Below are 17,907 nucleotides of genomic sequence, written 5' to 3'. Positions count from 1 at the left end.
TGGTTGGGGGAGTGTTGTGGGTTTACACATTCGCAGAGCAAAAATCTAGACATTGTTAGAAAAATGAAATATAGTTATATTTAGCTTGTCATATCTACAGAGATTTCTATGTTGACAAGCAAAGATTTGATTTTTGGTTTTCTAGCCATTACTGCTTTGATTGGGTTGCTCGGACTATCTGTGTACGACCAGTCAGCAAAAGATAGTTTTCTCAAGGTCGCTGAATGGTCACTGGCAGCATACCTCGGTTATTTCATTCCAAACAAATAACCCCTACGAGTTACAGAGGGGTCATTCAATTACTGTTTTATAGTCTTCATCATACCTCCATATCTTGATTTTGAGACAATCCCTAGCTTATTAGGGATTGCTTTCTAACGTGAGTACCAATAGTTACTTACCAGCCCAACTTTTGACTATCTGGGATTCAATTGAAGTGTTATTTCTGAAATCAGCACAGCCGTGTAGAACACCATTTTTCAGTTCGGCTTGCATATTACGAGCCATAACCCAAGCCAGTACTTTACCAACTTGCATTTTATATTGCTCGTCACAGACAACACCAATTTCATCATGCACAAAGTTGATTATTTGAGCTTTCCAGTCTGGGTGCTTTCTGAAAATTTTATGGCACAAGATAAGCGACTTTTTCATTGCTGTTGCTTCTGTTCTTGACCAAGGACTGGCAACACATTTTGTACTTGGTATCTTGATTTGTCTTGACGAGTTGACATTGAGATTGAATAACAATCTTTGTCCTGTTTCTGCAATTTCGTTGATTCCAAACAATGTACCGTCTATCCAAATTTGGTTTTCAGGTAGTTGTAGTTTCTCGATGATTGTGTGACAATAAGTTGTCAGTTCTGGGTACAATGCATCGAAACAAGCACTAACAGCTTGAGCTTGTTGGTCAGTAACTGCAATTTTCAATTGTCCCATTAACTCTTGTTGCATACGTCGCCATGACGCAAAGTTTAGTTTGGCATAGAAAATATTCTTACTACAATCTCTGAGTTTTTTACAAGCGTTAATACTCTTACTGCTTTTTTTGAAGTCATTCAGTATGTCAATGTCATTTATGGTAACTGTTTTCCCTATGAATCTATCAGGTAATCCAACTTGTTTGATTTCGTCAGGTATGCAATTAGCGATATTCAAAGCAAACAAACTGTGTGCGTCAACATCTTCATTTTGAACTTTCATTCCAAGTTTGTCTTGTGCGAAATCACAAGCTATTCTGGCGTGTGCGGCTGCTAAATCACTGACAAGTAACGCTTCACTTTTTCTTGGTCTTACAATAGATCGAATTGATTCTTCAATACCTAAATTTTCTAAATCGTCACTAACTTTTGTTGGAATAGATTGAATATTAACGATATCATCAAACTTGCCACCGCTAGATGTTCTACCTGTCCCTGTTAATGGACTCCAAAAAGTGTTGATTCTTTGTCTACCATCAGCAGTAGCTTTTACAAATTTCTTGAGTCTTGCTAGATAATTCAAAAGACCAAGATATTGGAATCTCATCTCTACTTCAGGTAGTTCTTTGTACTTGGAAAGTGATTTTTTACCAATTTCTTGTAGCGAAAGATTGTACTTTGTATTCAGATGCTCTAATAATTTATCTCGCATTGTTGGACGTTTGATATTAGGTAATAACTCTTTCCAGTTAGCTAAGACAGTCGTTATTTTCTCATTGATATCTACAATCATTGCATTCAAAATTTTGACATCTACAGGTAAACCATTTCGCTCCATTTCAGCTATTGGAATCAATACATTACATTCCAATTCCCATGCTTTCCTCATATTCCACTTAGCTAGCTTTGCGAAACCAAACTTTGTAGGATCGGAGTAAACTTCATCGAGTCTGTGCGCTAGCCAGTAGGTATAAAACGGGTCATTTGCTGCATAGTCAACTTGACTGTTTGTTAGCTCGATACCCCAGTCAGACTTTTGTTCGGTTTTGTCTATCTTGATACCTAGGAACTTTTGCACCAAATTACCCAGACCATAACCAAAACCCCTCCAAACTTCTTGACCATTGTAAGCACCAAGAAAAATTTGAATGCCTAACAATGTATCCTTTATTTGGCAATCCATCGTAGGTGAAAATGTGTTTTGGATGATCCCCAAATCAAAGTTGAGGTTATGACCGATGATTGTTCGTTTCTTATTACCAAGCAAAGATTGGATATACAGGATCAACTTGGTTATGTTGGTTGTTCTAACGGGGTCATGACGTTTGCCAAAGTCAAACGTGTATGTTTCATAACCATTACTAAGCTGTAGTAGTCGTATTTGACCCTTGATTTTGTGTAAACCTTCTTTGTTTCGCTTGTCATTACCGAACGTTTCAACGTCAAGCGATACAGTTTGCCATTGATCAATGACAGAGAAAGCTTGTTCAACTTCTTGGTCATTGGAAACAAGGATGAAATGCTTGTTGTTTGCTGGTAATTTGTAGTTGTCAACCTTGTTGATGATTTTTATCCGAGTGAAGCTTGGTACTTGTTCCCACACATCATTAAAGTTTGCTTTCTTTTGTAGTTGTTCAAATTCGGTTATTGAGATATCGCTTGTAATAGCTTGTGAAGCGATCCTAATCAATAGTTCTTGTTTTCTCTTGTCCCATAGTGCAGCTTTTTCAGTGTCGCGTGTTTTCCATAACTGGAATATTTCGTATCGAATATCATTAGGTTTAGATACACGATATTTCCGTATACGCTTGTCACCAATTTGTGGTTGCTTGTAAGACATCTTAATATCTAGCACTTTCAACACACGAGTCAATATCTGGATGTCGGTATTCTCTAGCTTCTCACATCTTTGATTGAATACCAATTTGAATTCATCGTGGTTAAAATTTAAATTTTCCAGTATATCTTTTGTTTCAGTGTCATCACCAAAATAAGCATCATCAGGATTCACAAAGTATTCTTTTGTTGTGTTATCTACTAATTCATGTACATCTAACTGCCTAAGAAATTCAACTTGTATGTTTAGCTTCTGGTTGTCTATAAAATCATGTTCTATGACTTCCCCTTTGCAAAATGAAATTTCATTGTTACCGCGTAGTGCGTTTATTTGCTTGAATGGTTCATAGCCATCTGTTATGAGGTAATGTAGTCTAATTTGCTCATACTTCTTATCGAGTTCTAGTAATTCCTCAGTGACAGGATAACCACAATATCTGTTAGAAATAACAGTGTGTTCAACATTACATCTATCGTTATCAGTCAAACCATCTGCTTTTTTAGTTTGTGTCAGTTGCTCATCTGTCAACAGTTTCGCATTTACTATATTCTCTGTCTTTATTTTTGTGTTTTCAGTTTTGATATTAACCAAGTCATTGTAGAGACTGTTAAGGTTTATATCACCTAATAGCGCTGTCAAATCTTCTGTTTCTTCAAGAAAAACTTTTTCACTTTTCAAACCAAATTTGAAAAATTCTCTGTAGTTGTATTTAGTGCTATTTATATATTCAACAGTAGAGTTAAAGTAAAACTGTGTTGTCTGGTTTGCTTTGATGTCAGAGTATTCAATCAGCGTTGTTTTATCAAACTCAATTAAATAGTCTTTTGCAAAAGTTAAAAGCTCATTTTGACGTTGGCTGATTGTTTTAGTTGAACTACCTAAATGTAAATAGTCTTCTTGTATACTCTCTTCAGCACAATAAACAATTCTTTGTGCATTAGTATCGCGTACACGCATTAAAAATTGTCTTGCCGCATCTGGACTACCAACACCAGTAAACACTCCAAACACGTAGTCAAACGATGCTTTATTTTCGATTGAAACACCAGTACCTAGTGATGGTGTTGCAATGACAACTTGGTAACTATTACAAATGTTGTTGATGTTTGATGTCGCACGAAAAGCAGGATGGTTTGGTGTTTGGATTGTATGGGAATCAATACGAATAACGGAAGTGATACCATATTGATGGAGCAAAGATTCCAAATTGGTACTACTCCAATTGCTTTCTTCTTTTTGTGCGGTAACGCATATGAAAAGTTTCTTGTCTTGTTTTGCGTAGGATAATGCCAGTGCTATTACATCGATAGGTGTTTGTCTTTGTCTCTTACCTATTGTTGTGAGATAACCATGACTGAGTAAGCATTTGTAGGAGTTCTGACAGTATTGGTTCTCAATAATGAATGCTTTTGGTATTTGTGCCAACCCACAAACGTAGTCAATTGATTTTTTGTCAGCATCAGCATCCAATAGAATCACTTTACCGCCACTTTCTATGACGGTTGTTATTAGCTGATGCAAGGTATGAAGAATTTCAGGTCTTTTGTATTTGCACGTGTCACCAAAGTTGAAATGTTCTAGCACTTGTACAAACTCATCGATAATGACCAACCCACCTTTGTATTTGTTGACATTGATTTTTGGTAATGAGTCGATAACAAGTGCTACGTTGTTGACTTCACCTACATTCTTTTCCAAATCATCGATATAGGTAATGTTCCATCGTTTGGCATTACCTCTTGATAGTTCTTTTCTGTGCGTGACAACTAAGCTCGGCATTTTGTGAGCTTTTGAATATGCAATTAATTCAGTAAGACTTTGTGTTTTACCACTACCTTTAGGAGCTTTGACAACAATCACAGACTCATTTTCTGGTAGCACAATCTTGTCTTCTGTGTTACTTTCCATCTTTGGTAACACTAGTGTTGGTAAGTAACGCTGACTGAGTGTGATATCGGCGTCATATCCCAAACCAATAATACTTGTATCGATCCATTGATTCGGTTTTACTTTGGAATGCAGTGTTTTGCGAACACCATCTTGACCATGAACAAGCCAGATATCATCAATTCCCTTCTCAGAATATATATGGTTCACTATCTGGAGTTGGCACTTATCTTTGATGGCTTTAATGATTTTCTTGATTGTGAGGTTGACAGATTGTTTTGCTGAAAGCTTTTCATCGTTGTCAAGGCATAGAATAATCTCCCTGTTTCCACGCACAAACGTTGAAAAGATAACTTCATTTGTCTCTTTACTTATGCATACTGTATGTCCAGTGACAGCGATAGTTGGTATGAGTCCATTGGTCATCAAGGACGCTGCTTTCTTGTCACCTTCCACTATTGCTACAGGTACAGATGGATTCTCAAGTACCCAATCCCAAAAGTAAACATTCTCAGGTTTCGCAACACCAACGTTATCAGCTATCTTTTGCGCTAGTTTTTCTGGCACTTTCAGCAATATTGGTATTGGTGGTTGGTCAACGGGATTTTCATATTTCACAACTCGATTTTTTCTATCTGTTCGCGGTTTATCAGGTTTGTATATGTTACCGGATAAGCATAATCTACCACCGTAAGCGCAAACATCACCGTACACTGCCATACGGTGATGCTTAGACAAAGTATGTAGATTAAGTGTGTTTACAACTTCAGAACCACGGATGGAACGGTAATTGGTGCGTATCAGTTCCTCATCTATACCAGAAGTTTGCAGTTCTTCTAAATGATGATCGGAAAGTTGCTGGTTACCTATAGATACTGGTATACTAGTATTAACTACATGACTCGTCTCAGTTAATACTTTATTTGCTATCTTGATGTTTATTGGCATTTTGTTAAAATAAACATATTTAATAACTGTCAATACACTCCAAATCGTATTGACAGTTATGTGTTTACATCTTTTGGCTAGTTAATCTAGCCTTCATCTTCTGGCTAATTGCGATAGTTATTTTGGCTTACATCGATAGGGTAATTGTTTTTAGGTCGATGTCTTGCCAAATTACACTACCTTTACGATTCACAAGTTTGAATCTAAATTCTTGATTCACTAGACTTTCAACATCAAAATCTATTTCTTCTTTGCTCTCTAGTTGTTCCTTTGAGATGGCTTGCATGGATAACAACATTTGGGTCAATTTGTTGTATTGTGGCTCACCACCATCTTTAGGTAAATAAGTCTTTTCTGGGTTAACGTTCAAGCCTGTCCAAACGAACACTTTTGACAGAACTCCTTTTGAGTTTAGCACTCCAAAACACCACTCTAACTGAGTGCTTTCTATTTCTCCTGTTTCCGTGTCCTTCAATTCTTTGACTTCTACAGATACTAATTTACCTGTAGCGTAACCATCGTTATTTACTTCAAGTTTAGCAGCTTTGCGAATGTTAGTAGGCATTGGTCTGTTTCCTTAGATAGTAGCTTGTGTGCGGTGTACGTGAGAAGTGACCCGCGTCTGTGCTGTCTGTTTTCTTACTCACGCTCCTAGCATAACACAACAATTTGATTTGCAAGATCAATTTTCAAATACTATATGATGAATATTTTTCATCAATGCTCAAACGCCCTTGGATAAGGATGTGCTATAATTTAAATGTAAATCATTTTTCATTTATATTAAGCATGACGACTATCACAAAAGATAAACTATACAATCAAAGTGACGTAGCAAGGGTGCTAGGTTGCACGATCAATCAAATATTCCATTTAAAAGAACAACTTGGTGGTTTTAGACCTGGTTTTCCATTATTCACTGAAGATGAAGTGGCGACTATCAGAAGATACTTGGAAGTAAAGAAACAAGTGAAGGATTATACAGATGTTTTTGAAATTGTAAAAAAAGCTGATAGAAACAATACTGATACTGTATGGCTGGTAATAGCAGACAAACAGACAAAGTATATTTGTATCGATTCAGAATTGGTCGATATACTTTCACGATGCCAATCACCAGTAACTGTTAAGAAAATCACAGTACCTCCTAAAAAATAATAAATTGTGAAACGAAAAACATAAACCGCCTACAACCTCAAAATAGGTGGTTTTGTTGTACTTATTTTCAGACATCTATAACACTCATGAATGAAGTTGTTTTGTGTGGTACGTGTGAATCATCATTCATGTTATCATAAGCCTCCAGAATCGCTTGTAAGAGGGGTAGAAACAATGCATGGTAGTTGACATCATATATGTGAAATATGACCCTTCTAGCGCGTTCTAGAAGGGTATTTGAATTTAAGCTTGTTCTTTCACCAAATCAATCCACTTCTGTTTATCCGATTGTTCAATTCTGTACTTCTCATAACTCTTGAAAGTGTCACCAGCTTCATTTTCTTCACCATGTCCCAATACAAGTCCGAAGTGCGTTGCTGTGTATGTAGAATCGACACCATATATCAGTGGGTGTGTGAGGAATGCATACATCGCTCGTAACTCTTTCATTGTGTAACTAGCTAGATTCTTGTCTTTATCATCGGCTATTGTGCGACTGATTTCTTTGCTGTATCTGCTATTGGAAAGTGCCATTAGTTTTGTGTGTTCATCAAATAAATTTGATACTTCCATTGACCGTTCACGTTTTAGGTCGTACTGATGCACTTCATTTTTAGCTTTAGCCAACAAATCATCATACTTGGCAAATAATTCATCATACTTTTCTCGAATATCGTAAGTGATGAATTTACCTTGTGACTTCAAATGACTGAGTGCATTAATGCAGTAGTCAGCTTTGAAAATAGTAGGTATTGAAATATTACTTTTCGGTTTGAAGTCTTCTCTCTTTCTTTTCTTTGCTTGACCTGTAAACTTGATTGTGAAATCATCCACTTTCTCAAATACACTAGATACAAGTAACTCAGATGGACGCCTACCAGTAGCAAAACCTAACGCCAATAAAACTTGAGTCCATTTATATATAGAAGGATTTTTGATGATTTCGTAGTATCTGTTGAATATTTCAAACGGGTCAAAAATATCAGGTGATGCTGAACGTTCAACAAGTTTTACTTTGTATTCCTTATCTTTCTCGGTAACGTCTTCTCTGGTGTACTCGAAACTTATCTTTCTGATGATTTCCAGGGCTTGTAATAACTCATCTCTGTAGGTTATTTCTTTAAAGCATAACAACCTTATTTCACGAAATATTGCTGTTCTATTACCTTTTAGCGTCATGACATTATCGTCATTCATCTTCAAAGTATTGATGAAACTATTGCCAATAGCTGATATTCGAGCGTATAGGCTAGATTCCAAATCTTTCAAGTCCTTATTAGCTTTGTGTCTACTAACAATGTTCGTTTCTGTCTCTTCCATAGAGTCAAAACTTGCAATTTTATGTTGTAATGTTTTCTTTTGAGGTTCAATATTCTCAACAACTGATTTTATTTTGACAAACACTTGTAAAGCATAATCTTGGTTACTGGTCAGACTTTCACCAAATGTCAGTACTTTGATTTTGTTGTATTTGTTTTCTAATTCTTCTTGTGATATCTCGATGGATTCGATTACAGCCTCTTTCAATACAACTTGTTGTTCCAATATCTCATTGAGTTTCTTTTCTTCTTCAATCTTCCTATCCAATTCAAGTTTGTCTCTAGTTTCCTTAGTGATAGATAACAAGGCATCAATCATTTGTGGTTTCGTCATTTTACTGTAACTAGGTATCAAGTCCTTACAGTAATCTAACAATTCTTTTTTCTTAGCACTTGCTATAGTGTTGACTTCTAATGATGCCAATTCAAGGATTTTTACATTGCGTTCTTTCAAGTCCATGACCTTAACCTAAACTAATTATTCTACTAATATACCATAAACTAGAGTAAGGGTACGCCCTTATTGAAATCTTTATAAATATAATAAGAATCATTTGCGCAAGTTATTTTCATGAGAAATAATACTCAAAAGTATTCACTACGTAAAGGTTGTAAGAACCAACATACTACTAGTCCGTATTTATATAACTACTCAGTTATATTCCAAACAACCTAGCTATCCTCAACACGTTCTGCGTGTGCCCACGTATTTCTTTACTGATTCTTAACCCAGTCTGTAATTTACGGTGATAGTCATCATGTTTGGTACGTTTCTTGTTTCGTGAACCGTGTCTTCTGCTAAATTCTGAACTACTGTAATCTGATAAAAAGTACATCATAATAGGTATAGTTTGTTGCGATGAATATATGACATTTTTAATTGTAAATGACGAGTCTGAAGAATTTAACTTCTATCGGAAGTGTTTCAATTACTCACGAAAGTTTGGAAGAAAAAGAATGTTAGAAAAATATGAACTCACTGACCAACAATACCAATATCTGGATACCAAATATGGCTTCTAATCACGCTGTAAACCTATTATTTGACAAGATGTTTGAATTACTTTGGCAACGATACGACCAAAGTATTGACAATTTTTCAGATAAGAAAATGTTGAGAAGTAAGCGTAACTTCCATACAGCACAAGCCATTGCATACAATTTGTTGATGGATGACTTGCAAGAATTACGAGAAATATTCACTCAAGAATTGAATGAAAACTAGAACTTGTGACCACATTCATTACAGGTTCTTTTTCGATTACGTCCTTTACTTACAGTCTTTTCACTCCCACAATTGGGACATTGTTTGGGATTGGTAGTAGTTGCTGTGAACGTCTTGTCACCTATCACCACATCATTGGGCGATAGCTTCTCTAACCCAATAGGCGGTAACCCGCTATCACGATATTCCCGGTACACATGATGTGTTGGGTGCTGACAAACATCAAATTTACCATTGATAGAAACAAGAACGGGATATGGTGCGGTACTGATGAAGTTCTCATCACTCGGTTTCAGCTTTGGTGCGTTTGGCATATTCATTTTGTGACGCGCCGCACCCACCAAGAACAATTGATAGAACGCTTCTCTAAACTGACTATCCATCCCAATGGCTGTAGTCGTTTGACTGTGGTTGCCAATCAACACAATGACGTTGAACTTACGACCTTCCACAGCACATTGACGCAACACTTCCATCACGTCCAAGTTTTTTGGTGGATCGACCAACAACCTACCGAGTTCATCAACGACCACTATCAACATTTGCCGTCTTGTGGTGTCTTCAGCACGATAAATCAACTCATTGTTCAGTTCAGCTATGCAATCGTAGATGGTTGGTAGGTCATTTACTTCGATGAATCCAGCATCAACAAACGTATTGTGTTCATCTTGGTGCGGGTTGAGTGCCAAACGCATGGTGTGAGTATCACCACCTAACCATTGGGCAATAGCCTTCATGCTTGAAGATTTTCCACTTCCTGGCGCACCCACTACGAGAAACCCACGCTTGGAGTGCCGAACCAAGTCAATACAATGTGGTATCGACTTTGTGATATCTTCTTTTGGTGGTATTGGTGCGTTTGCTATTTGTACCAAACAACGCATCAAGCCTTGAGTGCCATCGTACTCGAATGTTATCGGTGACAATGTGTGTAATATCTGTTGAAGACGTTCCTTATGTTCATTCAGTTCGGCAACAAGGATATTGCGTTTATTTCTGTCCAGATGAAAATACAATACAGCTTCATGTTTCCTGTATTCGCTGTATGCCCTATCCAATATCAAGCCAAGTTGCTCAAAGTAAGCGATTATCCCGTTACCGATTCGTAGGTCATCTCTGGTAGCAACTGACCATCGTATTGGTTGGCGCAATTCTGCAATCAACAGATTCTTTTCTTCGATTTGTGCCAGTAGGTCACTGACTTGGTTGATAGTATTGTTCAGTTCCGTATCGTTCTCATCTACACGATTGTAAATACGCTCTAAACTAGCCCTACTCGTTTCCGCCATATCATTAAGTTCATCCAGTGCTTTTGCACGTGGTACATATAGTTGGCGTATTTCACCCAACTTTTCAAAACAAGCGTTTAACTGTATGCGTTCATCCAAATTGAGTAAGTTACGAAATCGTACACGTAAAGCAATCACCTGTTCGGTCACAACACTATGAACATCAAGAATAGAATCCAACATTTCCTGTGGATGCTCAAAACCTACTATATTGTTCACTAGATTCAAATGTTCGCTATGTTGTTGCTGTACGTTCAATAGTAGATCTTCAAGTTTTTCTTTTGCTAACTGTATAGTGTGTTTGTGGTTGATACGTGAATTGATATTTGATTCTAATCGTTTGTAGTATTCATTCAACCACTCGGTAAACTCATATACAAAGTCACTTCTAAACTGCTGTAAGTACTCATTCAATCGTGTATCATCACGTGATAGCTTTTCTTCTAACTCACGTTTCTTTGCGGCAATTGATTGTTCGGTCTCACGTAACTTCTGACTGAGAACTGCTATTGCTGTATTGGCACTATCCAATGATGACTTGGTTATATCTAGTTCTTGTTTCCTCACTTCATACAGTTTTTCTATCTCATTAAGAAGATTGGTTTTCTCACCGACTGTTGTTTCTAAACTACCTATTTTTGATTTTGCAGTATCCAGTACTTTGTCAATGCGTAGTTTGGAATTGTAGTCATAGTACTTTGATAGCAGTTGATTTGTTATTGTAATAGATGCCGAACATAATCCTATATTTACTGCAATAGGTTTCATGTTGTCATCAACTCGAAAATACGAATAGACGCTAGCTGTACAAAGTAAAGTTGATGCAATTGTTACGAATAAGTGTCCAGAATTAAAATCTTGTTTTGACATATCCAAATAATGAAGTAAACCGAGATATTACTCTCGGTCGATGACGTTTATTCAGCTTCAAGTAATCTTGCTTCTATTTCAGCACGTTTTATGCTGATGTCCTTAACTACACCTTCTATCTCTAGGCGTAACCTATTATTCTTGGTTTGTTGTGCTGCTAGTTTGAGTGACCATTCCTCACGAAATTCACTGGTTAACGCTTGAGTGCCAGTAGTAGCATCCTGTTGTTGTACTAATAGTTCTTGTGTCTGTACCAACTTGGACTGGTTAATGTCATAGTTGGTGTTGGCAATCTTGTTAGTGATTACCTTACTTCCCACATCGATACGCGAAGTGTGGAGATCCACCACATCCCCAATAAGTTTCGTTTGTTCAATTTCGTTCTTGACGACTTGACGCCCAAGCTTGATTTTGCTATTGCGAACTTCTTCGGCGTTCAGTTGTCTTTGTAACTTCAGTTTGATGGTCGATGCTTCCTTTGCTGAGAGTTCGGGTGTAGTGCCATCTGCACTATAAGGGTCTGTCCCCAGTAACGATTGTAAGTTGGACTCACGAATGCCATATTGATTGGCTAACGCAACACCTTCTTGATAACTAGCGTTACTGTCATTACTGGATTGCGAGTTAACCTTGTTTGATACACTAGCGACTGTATTCGATACGTTGGACGCAACACTCCCAACAGTATTAACAGCATTACCCACTGCACTAGCTACATTTTGTGCAGTGCTAGTAACGTTTTTGAAGCGTTCTTTCAGTCTCTCACGTGCTTTTGCGTCATTCTGTTGTGAGACTTCATCAATTCTTTGTTGTTCAGTCGTATTAGTAGAATCACTACGACGTTCGGCACGTTTCTTTCGCTTCTCACCTGTAGGGTCGGTCAACCCATATTTTCTTCTAGCCATTATCTTCATCAGTTGTAATTGAACGGGACGTTTTTGTAATGAAGTGAATTACCCACAGCATCTTTTGCATCTTGTAATCGTTGGTCAGTATTTATCGCTGTAGATGCAGTCTTGCAGTTAGAGTCATAGAAATAATCGCTATCGTATGTAACGATTACTGGGTTATTCTCATCATTCTTTGGGATTGGATTATTCATGAAAACAGTCGTTCCAATAATTTATTGAATATGTCCAATGGTGCGAACACATTCCATCTGTTACGTTCAGCTTTTGATATTGATACCTAATTCACTCAACTCATCAACCATTGAATCAAACTCTGACGTGTACTGGTGAGTTATCGTTGGTTTGTGATTCTTTACCGTGTCGTAAGAATGCCGCAAATTAACCATTAACAAATCTTCCTTACGTTGGTTATGACCGTTAATCTTACTAACCGTTTCAACGTAATCGTCATTAAGTAACTGGTCTATATGTTTTTGCTGAAGTGCCAAATCAGCAGTAAGTATCTTATGTACGCGACTTACGCACAGTTCATTTGATTCATCAAACACAGTGTTCGTTGTTGGTTGTTGAATAGGTTCTTTGGTTTCATGCACTATATTCGATGTTTGGTCATACGCTGTGTTTGGTGGTAGTTGCTTCTGATGTGCGTCCAAACCAAACATCCGATTCAAATAATGTATATGTTCTTGGTTCAATTTAGATGTGGTTAACCAATCACTTTGGTATTCATGCTTGAGTGCATCAATCACAGTGTTTGCTTCCAAACCATTTTGCTTGATGTATGTTCTTACTTGCATATTGTTTACTCCAATTATCTAGCGTATTTACGAGTCAATATTTCAATCACACGTGACGGTGAATACTTTCGTTTCAAGTCGCGTATTTCTTCTAGGTAGTGTAGATGTGAACTGCGAAAAGCTTTACGGTTCAAACTACACCCATCTTCTGCAAGGTATTCCTTTAAATCAGGAATGAAGTTACTACCAAACTCGATATATCTGGATATCGTGCGTTCGGTAACTCCCAATTGTCCTGCTATGTCCTTACGTTTCAACTCAGGTTCATACAACTTGAGTATGTCCTGTGTGTTGTCAACGGGTACATACAATGTCATTTCTTCAGTGAGCATGGGATGTCTTATTGTCCTGACAAGCGTACAAGGTACTAACTGCAAGTCCACAAGAAATACTCAAATCAATGTCAATAAGAAAAGTACTCACTATCTCGATTGAGTTGTGAGAATGTCTGGTAGGTTTCTTGCAGTTGTCTTGATACTATCAACTAATTATCTAGAATGTCAATTAACCAGTTAACTATAATGCTAAAAGACCAAAAATGTCTCAATGGTATGATGTATGAACCAATTAACCAGATAACTAAAATGCCTAGAAAACCTAACCCATCTAGAAAAAGTGGAAAAGAAGGGTATACACAAGTCAGTGGATATATATCAGAACCTTTAGCCACTAAATTCAAGGGTTATTGCAAATTATCACGTAAAGAAATCAGTGAAATTCTAGAAGAGTTAATTGATAGATGGGTTACTCAGTATGAAGAAAATAATGATAGAGAAGATTGATTTTACCGTACTTCCATATATAACTAAGTATGAATTGGATACAGAACAATATAAAACAATACCAAGATTGTCAGGTTACTACTTCTTTATAGATGAAGCAAAAGTTGTGTATATAGGTTTAAGTAAATACTTAAGAGATAGATTGAGATATCACGAGAAAAGGTATTACGTATCAGAAACAGCCCGTATTTACTGGATTTTAGACGATAACGCTGATGAGGTAGGTGAAAAAGAACTAATAAGATACTTTCGTCCTATCTATAATGTGATGAACAAAGGGTCTAAACGCGATAATCCTGATTACGTCCAGATTTGCGGGTACGTCCCCAAAGAATTGGGAAATAAATTCAGAGGGTACAGCAAAATAGAAGGCGTTGAAATTAGCACTTTACTTGAAACCTTTATACAACAATGGGTTGAGACTATCGAAAGTAAAGGCATAACAACCCCAAACACTGGGGAATCTGAAGAAAATGATGAGTCAACACCCCAATAAAACGTCCAAAAACCTTATTCTTACGTTAAATTCTGAGGATATTACACCTAATACGTCCGTCTGGTGATTACTGGTCGGACGTTTTACTTACGAGAATCTGGGTTGCGAGAACTGATATTCTTTACAGCTTTTGACAATACAAAATTTTGAGATATATGTGAATTTTCCAAATGAACGTGGGAACAATAATACAGTTATATAGCAGTACTTATGTACTGAAAGTCGAGAAAACGATGAACACAGATAATATCACTCTGTCTCAGCAAGTTCAAAACTTGGCGCTAACCGTGGAACAACTCAAACAAGAACTCGCTGAGTTAAAGAAATCATCACACTTGAGTGCTGATGACATTATCAAAATACAAGATGCTGCGTTCAACAGAATGCAACGTCCTGTAAAAGGTTTGAGATAATCTTATTGCTTTCTAGAAGGATACTTCTAATAAGTAATATGCTGAAAAACCTTTACTATCAGTTATTTGCTTCGTGATTTGTGAGAATGCGTAGTAGATTGGGAAATGTCGGGATAGGTGTATTTCCCGACATCTGACCCGACAGGTGACAGCATAGCTAAGCTTGAAGCCGCACCCAACACTTGCTCTTCTGATACCTCTAGGTATTTTTGCAACTGCTCTAAGTTCCGATGTCCCGATATTTCTTGAATGACCCGTAGGGGTATACCAGCGTTGCTCATTTGGGTTAGGGCAGTTCTTCTAAAACTGTGGGTACTTACTCCAGTTATCCCAACTTTCTGACAAGCAATTCTCAAAATTCTTGCTGCTGAATCTTCTGCTAAATGTCCGTCACTACGACCACCAAACAAATAAACCTCCACTGCTAATGGTTGGTAGTTAGTCAACAATTGTCGCAAGTCATCAATCACTGGTATAGACCGTGTTGCCAACTTTCCTTTACTGTTGGCTTTTCTGATAATAAGCTTTGGTCTCACCAGTCCTTTGGGTGTGTAAATGTCGGATGCCAACAGGGTACAAGCCTCCCGAATACGACACGCTGTAAACAGGCATACTCCAAACAAAGTTCTATCACGGTCATTTTCTAACCCATGACTAAAAATTTGTTGTATCTCGGACTGTGTAAGCACTTTAGCCCTACCGTGTCTATTAACTTTCATAGCCTGTCAACCGCGTTGTTGCGATTAACAGGCTACTACTAAAAGACGACCACTGATTAAGCCGCTTGTTGACGTTTCAACTCTTGTATCAATGCTTGACATTGCTTGCTAGCTTCTGTAGCTTGTCTCATTAAATCAAGCTTGCGCTTGCGATTCTCTTTTGGTTGAAGCGGTAAGGCTCTTGCTTGACGGCTTAATGATGCGGCTATTCGACCATAATCTTTAATTTTAGCTTTTAGTTCGTCCATCCCCTTAACCCTCTAGTTCTGAAATTACAACATCCAAATTCAACATCTGTTCATATAGTATATCGGCTCTGGCTTGTAGGACGCTAGCATCGTCAAAAGCTTCTAGTTCTAGTTCAATTTCAGCTAGATTGTGTAATTCATCAACTATTTCGTCTAGTCGGTCATATAGTCGCAACAATGCGTCAAGTGTTGTTTGTTTCATACGATATAAGAAATTCTTCCTAAGTCTTTTTCTACAATACATTCAACTAACCATGTATTCCTCTAGTAACTGAAGCGGGTTATTTAAGTACATATACTCAATAATTGTCAATATTTAAACTAAGTAAACACAAAATATCTATATACAAACCCTCTTGACAAAATTTTACTAGTGGGTTAGTATATAGATAGTTGAAGTAAAGGTTGTTTTCAGTATGTCACAAAACGAAATTGCAAAGAGAATTGGTAATGACCTGATTTCTCGTCTGAAAAATGTAATCGATGAAGATACAATCCGAGCATTGACACTTGAAGCTTGGCAAGAACTCAGAACTACAATCCCAAACCTCAATAGTTTCAGTAAAGCCTTGACCATAGTCCGTAAAATAACACTGGAAAATTTTCCAGATAACGATACTCCAAAGCAGAGTTATTACCATACGAGTCAAGGTAAAGGTCGCGGATCTCGCTATGAGCATTTAGCAATATGGTATTTGACATCAAGTACTGAAAAATGGGAAATCATTGGCGATAAAGCTAGAGAAAACTATTTCAATAACTTTCCCGAATTCCCTAATTCACAACCCCAACCAACATCTGAGTTACAAACTGAACCACCACAACAAACGATTAAATTAGAAAAAAATATGACGCTACAACTAGAACTGGACACTGAAACACAAGAAATCATTGAAAATGCTCTCAAATACGCAAAAATGAGTCTTCCTGATTTCGTCAAACAAGCTTGCATTGTGTATGGTCGTACCGTAGTAGGTAAAGCCAAACAAGTCACTGAAACTGATTTGGGCAATATCCCTACATCAGAACTACTCAACAACAAAGAGTACAGAACGTTACCCGGTAGAGTTGAAGAACTAGCTACACGCGCTATCCAAGCCATGATACATCACAATGATATGGCTACTGAGAAGAATCAAAAATGGTGCATTACTGCGACTGCTATCAATACTCTTACAGGCTCTAAGATGGGATTGATTAAAGACGTTATGGAACAACGAAAGATTGTAATTGAAGACCATAACAACAAACACGAACTCAATCCCTACGACAACAGAGGACGGGAAACAAAGATTGAACAAGATATTGATTTTGTAAATTTCTCTGAGTCAGATGCACCAATAGTGATTTCACCTGCGACCACTACAGCGTCTACAGTAGAACCATCCATAGAAGAACCTGTGGAACCTGTCAAAACTACGACTAAACCAATACCAACAAAAACCACAAAAATCATCAAAGTATCGTTAGGTAGTTCTTTCATAGAAATTTGTGAAGCTCTAAAAGCTAACCCCGATTGCAAAGTACGAGTTGACGATAAACGAAAACCACTTACCTATGCGCTAGTTGATGAATACGTCTACATTGAAGAAACTGGCGAACGTGAACCACTCGTTTAAGTTTCAACTCGCATGACACCAGAAAACACTCCCAAGTGATATGGGAGTGCTGTAAACCAAATATAGAGGTATGATTTTCAACGACAACTATTTTTTACGACCCCTTGGAAACTGAAGGGGTCTATTTATTTGGACTATTCGGGATGAGATACCCCAGATAAGCAGCAATAGTAAGTTTCGCAACATCGATAAAGACACTCCTTACACTTTGGTCAATAACCGCAAAATAAAATAACCCTAATTGGGACACAATCACTATCAGCACCAACAGAAACTGGTGTGTTTTCATCAGTTTGGTTATCATGTGTGACTCCTAAAATACGACATATTCACATCAGCTAATTATTGTCAGCTAATTATTGTAAAAACACTAAAAGTTGTTCTAGCTCCTACCAATCTTTTCCACACTCCCCTACCTGAACAATTAATGAATATTTTCGTGAGTATTTGTACTCCCCAACCAAACTCC

18 protein-coding genes are annotated in these 17,907 nt (G+C 37.4%); 7 read left to right on the top strand and 11 right to left on the bottom strand.

The genetic code is table 11. The features are described from left to right. Nucleotides 1-108: 108 nt before the first annotated feature. Entirely contained in the window at nucleotides 109-270 is a 162-nt protein-coding gene (locus ACKTT2_RS04010; protein ID WP_407884223.1) for a hypothetical protein, read from the top strand. A 123-nt stretch (nucleotides 271-393) separates the two neighbouring features. Here the strand turns inward: ACKTT2_RS04010 and ACKTT2_RS04005 are convergent, their stop codons facing one another. Together ACKTT2_RS04005 and ACKTT2_RS04000 are read right to left on the bottom strand one after the other, a co-directional pair. Further along, complete coding sequence (locus ACKTT2_RS04005; protein ID WP_407884221.1) at nucleotides 394-5,592, bottom strand: plasmid replication protein, CyRepA1 family; 5,199 nt, start codon at nucleotides 5,590-5,592, stop codon at nucleotides 394-396. 127 nt (nucleotides 5,593-5,719) lie between these two features. Continuing rightward, the gene (locus ACKTT2_RS04000; protein ID WP_407884219.1) at nucleotides 5,720-6,157 is read right to left on the bottom strand and encodes a hypothetical protein; all 438 of its coding nucleotides are present in this window, start codon (nucleotides 6,155-6,157) and stop codon (nucleotides 5,720-5,722) included. Nucleotides 6,158-6,381: 224 nt separating this feature from the next. Here ACKTT2_RS04000 and ACKTT2_RS03995 point away from each other — a divergent pair, with 224 nt between their 5' ends. After that, on the top strand, nucleotides 6,382-6,750 hold the full coding sequence (locus tag ACKTT2_RS03995; protein WP_407884217.1) for a hypothetical protein: 369 nt from the start codon (nucleotides 6,382-6,384) through the stop codon (nucleotides 6,748-6,750). A 243-nt stretch (nucleotides 6,751-6,993) separates the two neighbouring features. Here ACKTT2_RS03995 and ACKTT2_RS03990 read toward each other — a convergent pair whose 3' ends face one another. Continuing rightward, nucleotides 6,994-8,529, bottom strand: coding sequence for a protelomerase family protein (locus ACKTT2_RS03990; protein ID WP_407884215.1), 1,536 nt, complete (start codon nucleotides 8,527-8,529; stop codon nucleotides 6,994-6,996). Between the two features lie 552 nt (nucleotides 8,530-9,081). Between ACKTT2_RS03990 and ACKTT2_RS03985 the strand changes: the two genes are divergently transcribed. Further along, complete coding sequence (locus ACKTT2_RS03985) at nucleotides 9,082-9,294, top strand: hypothetical protein (RefSeq protein ID WP_407884213.1); 213 nt, start codon at nucleotides 9,082-9,084, stop codon at nucleotides 9,292-9,294. Here the strand turns inward: ACKTT2_RS03985 and ACKTT2_RS03980 are convergent. From ACKTT2_RS03980 to ACKTT2_RS03960, 5 genes are all read right to left on the bottom strand, one after another. Then, a complete protein-coding gene (locus tag ACKTT2_RS03980) occupies nucleotides 9,291-11,351 on the bottom strand; it encodes an ATP-binding protein (protein WP_407884211.1) in 2,061 nt (686 codons plus the stop codon). The genes ACKTT2_RS03985 and ACKTT2_RS03980 overlap by 4 nt on opposite strands. Before the next feature lie 149 nt (nucleotides 11,352-11,500). Next, nucleotides 11,501-12,358, bottom strand: coding sequence for a hypothetical protein (locus tag ACKTT2_RS03975; protein ID WP_407884209.1), 858 nt, complete (start codon nucleotides 12,356-12,358; stop codon nucleotides 11,501-11,503). Nucleotides 12,359-12,366: 8 nt separating this feature from the next. After that, nucleotides 12,367-12,555, bottom strand: a complete 189-nt coding sequence (locus tag ACKTT2_RS03970) for a hypothetical protein (RefSeq protein WP_407884207.1) — start codon at nucleotides 12,553-12,555, stop codon at nucleotides 12,367-12,369. 66 nt (nucleotides 12,556-12,621) lie between these two features. Further along, complete coding sequence (locus ACKTT2_RS03965) at nucleotides 12,622-13,161, bottom strand: hypothetical protein (protein WP_407884205.1); 540 nt, start codon at nucleotides 13,159-13,161, stop codon at nucleotides 12,622-12,624. Nucleotides 13,162-13,175: 14 nt separating this feature from the next. Then, a complete protein-coding gene (locus ACKTT2_RS03960; RefSeq protein WP_407884203.1) occupies nucleotides 13,176-13,493 on the bottom strand; it encodes a hypothetical protein in 318 nt (105 codons plus the stop codon). 165 nt (nucleotides 13,494-13,658) lie between these two features. On the opposite strand from ACKTT2_RS03960, the gene ACKTT2_RS03955 reads away from it, so the two are divergent. From ACKTT2_RS03955 to ACKTT2_RS03945, 3 genes are all read left to right on the top strand, one after another. Further along, entirely contained in the window at nucleotides 13,659-13,943 is a 285-nt protein-coding gene (locus ACKTT2_RS03955) for a hypothetical protein (protein ID WP_407884201.1), read from the top strand. After that, a complete protein-coding gene (locus ACKTT2_RS03950) occupies nucleotides 13,927-14,439 on the top strand; it encodes a hypothetical protein (RefSeq protein WP_407884199.1) in 513 nt (170 codons plus the stop codon). The genes ACKTT2_RS03955 and ACKTT2_RS03950 overlap by 17 nt, the downstream gene beginning before the upstream one ends. A gap of 233 nt (nucleotides 14,440-14,672) precedes the next feature. After that, nucleotides 14,673-14,852, top strand: coding sequence for a hypothetical protein (locus tag ACKTT2_RS03945; protein ID WP_407884197.1), 180 nt, complete (start codon nucleotides 14,673-14,675; stop codon nucleotides 14,850-14,852). A gap of 62 nt (nucleotides 14,853-14,914) precedes the next feature. Here ACKTT2_RS03945 and ACKTT2_RS03940 read toward each other — a convergent pair whose 3' ends face one another. The 3 genes from ACKTT2_RS03940 to ACKTT2_RS03930 are packed head-to-tail and all read right to left on the bottom strand — an operon-like array spanning nucleotide 14,915 to nucleotide 16,021. After that, nucleotides 14,915-15,571, bottom strand: a complete 657-nt coding sequence (locus tag ACKTT2_RS03940) for a tyrosine-type recombinase/integrase (protein WP_407884195.1) — start codon at nucleotides 15,569-15,571, stop codon at nucleotides 14,915-14,917. A 56-nt stretch (nucleotides 15,572-15,627) separates the two neighbouring features. Continuing rightward, entirely contained in the window at nucleotides 15,628-15,819 is a 192-nt protein-coding gene (locus ACKTT2_RS03935; protein WP_407884193.1) for a hypothetical protein, read from the bottom strand. Between the two features lie 4 nt (nucleotides 15,820-15,823). Continuing rightward, nucleotides 15,824-16,021, bottom strand: a complete 198-nt coding sequence (locus ACKTT2_RS03930; protein WP_407884191.1) for a hypothetical protein — start codon at nucleotides 16,019-16,021, stop codon at nucleotides 15,824-15,826. A gap of 214 nt (nucleotides 16,022-16,235) precedes the next feature. On the opposite strand from ACKTT2_RS03930, the gene ACKTT2_RS03925 reads away from it, so the two are divergent. After that, a complete protein-coding gene (locus ACKTT2_RS03925; RefSeq protein WP_407884189.1) occupies nucleotides 16,236-17,438 on the top strand; it encodes a hypothetical protein in 1,203 nt (400 codons plus the stop codon). The last annotated feature ends 469 nt before the right edge of the window (nucleotides 17,439-17,907 follow it).

Source organism: Scytonema hankhaensis NUACC26 (assembly GCF_045865695.1).
Taxonomy (GTDB): Bacteria; Cyanobacteriota; Cyanobacteriia; order Cyanobacteriales; family Nostocaceae; genus Scytonema.
The sequence above is the reverse complement of the archived record's forward strand: the minus strand, read 5'-3'. Positions and strand labels throughout refer to the sequence as shown.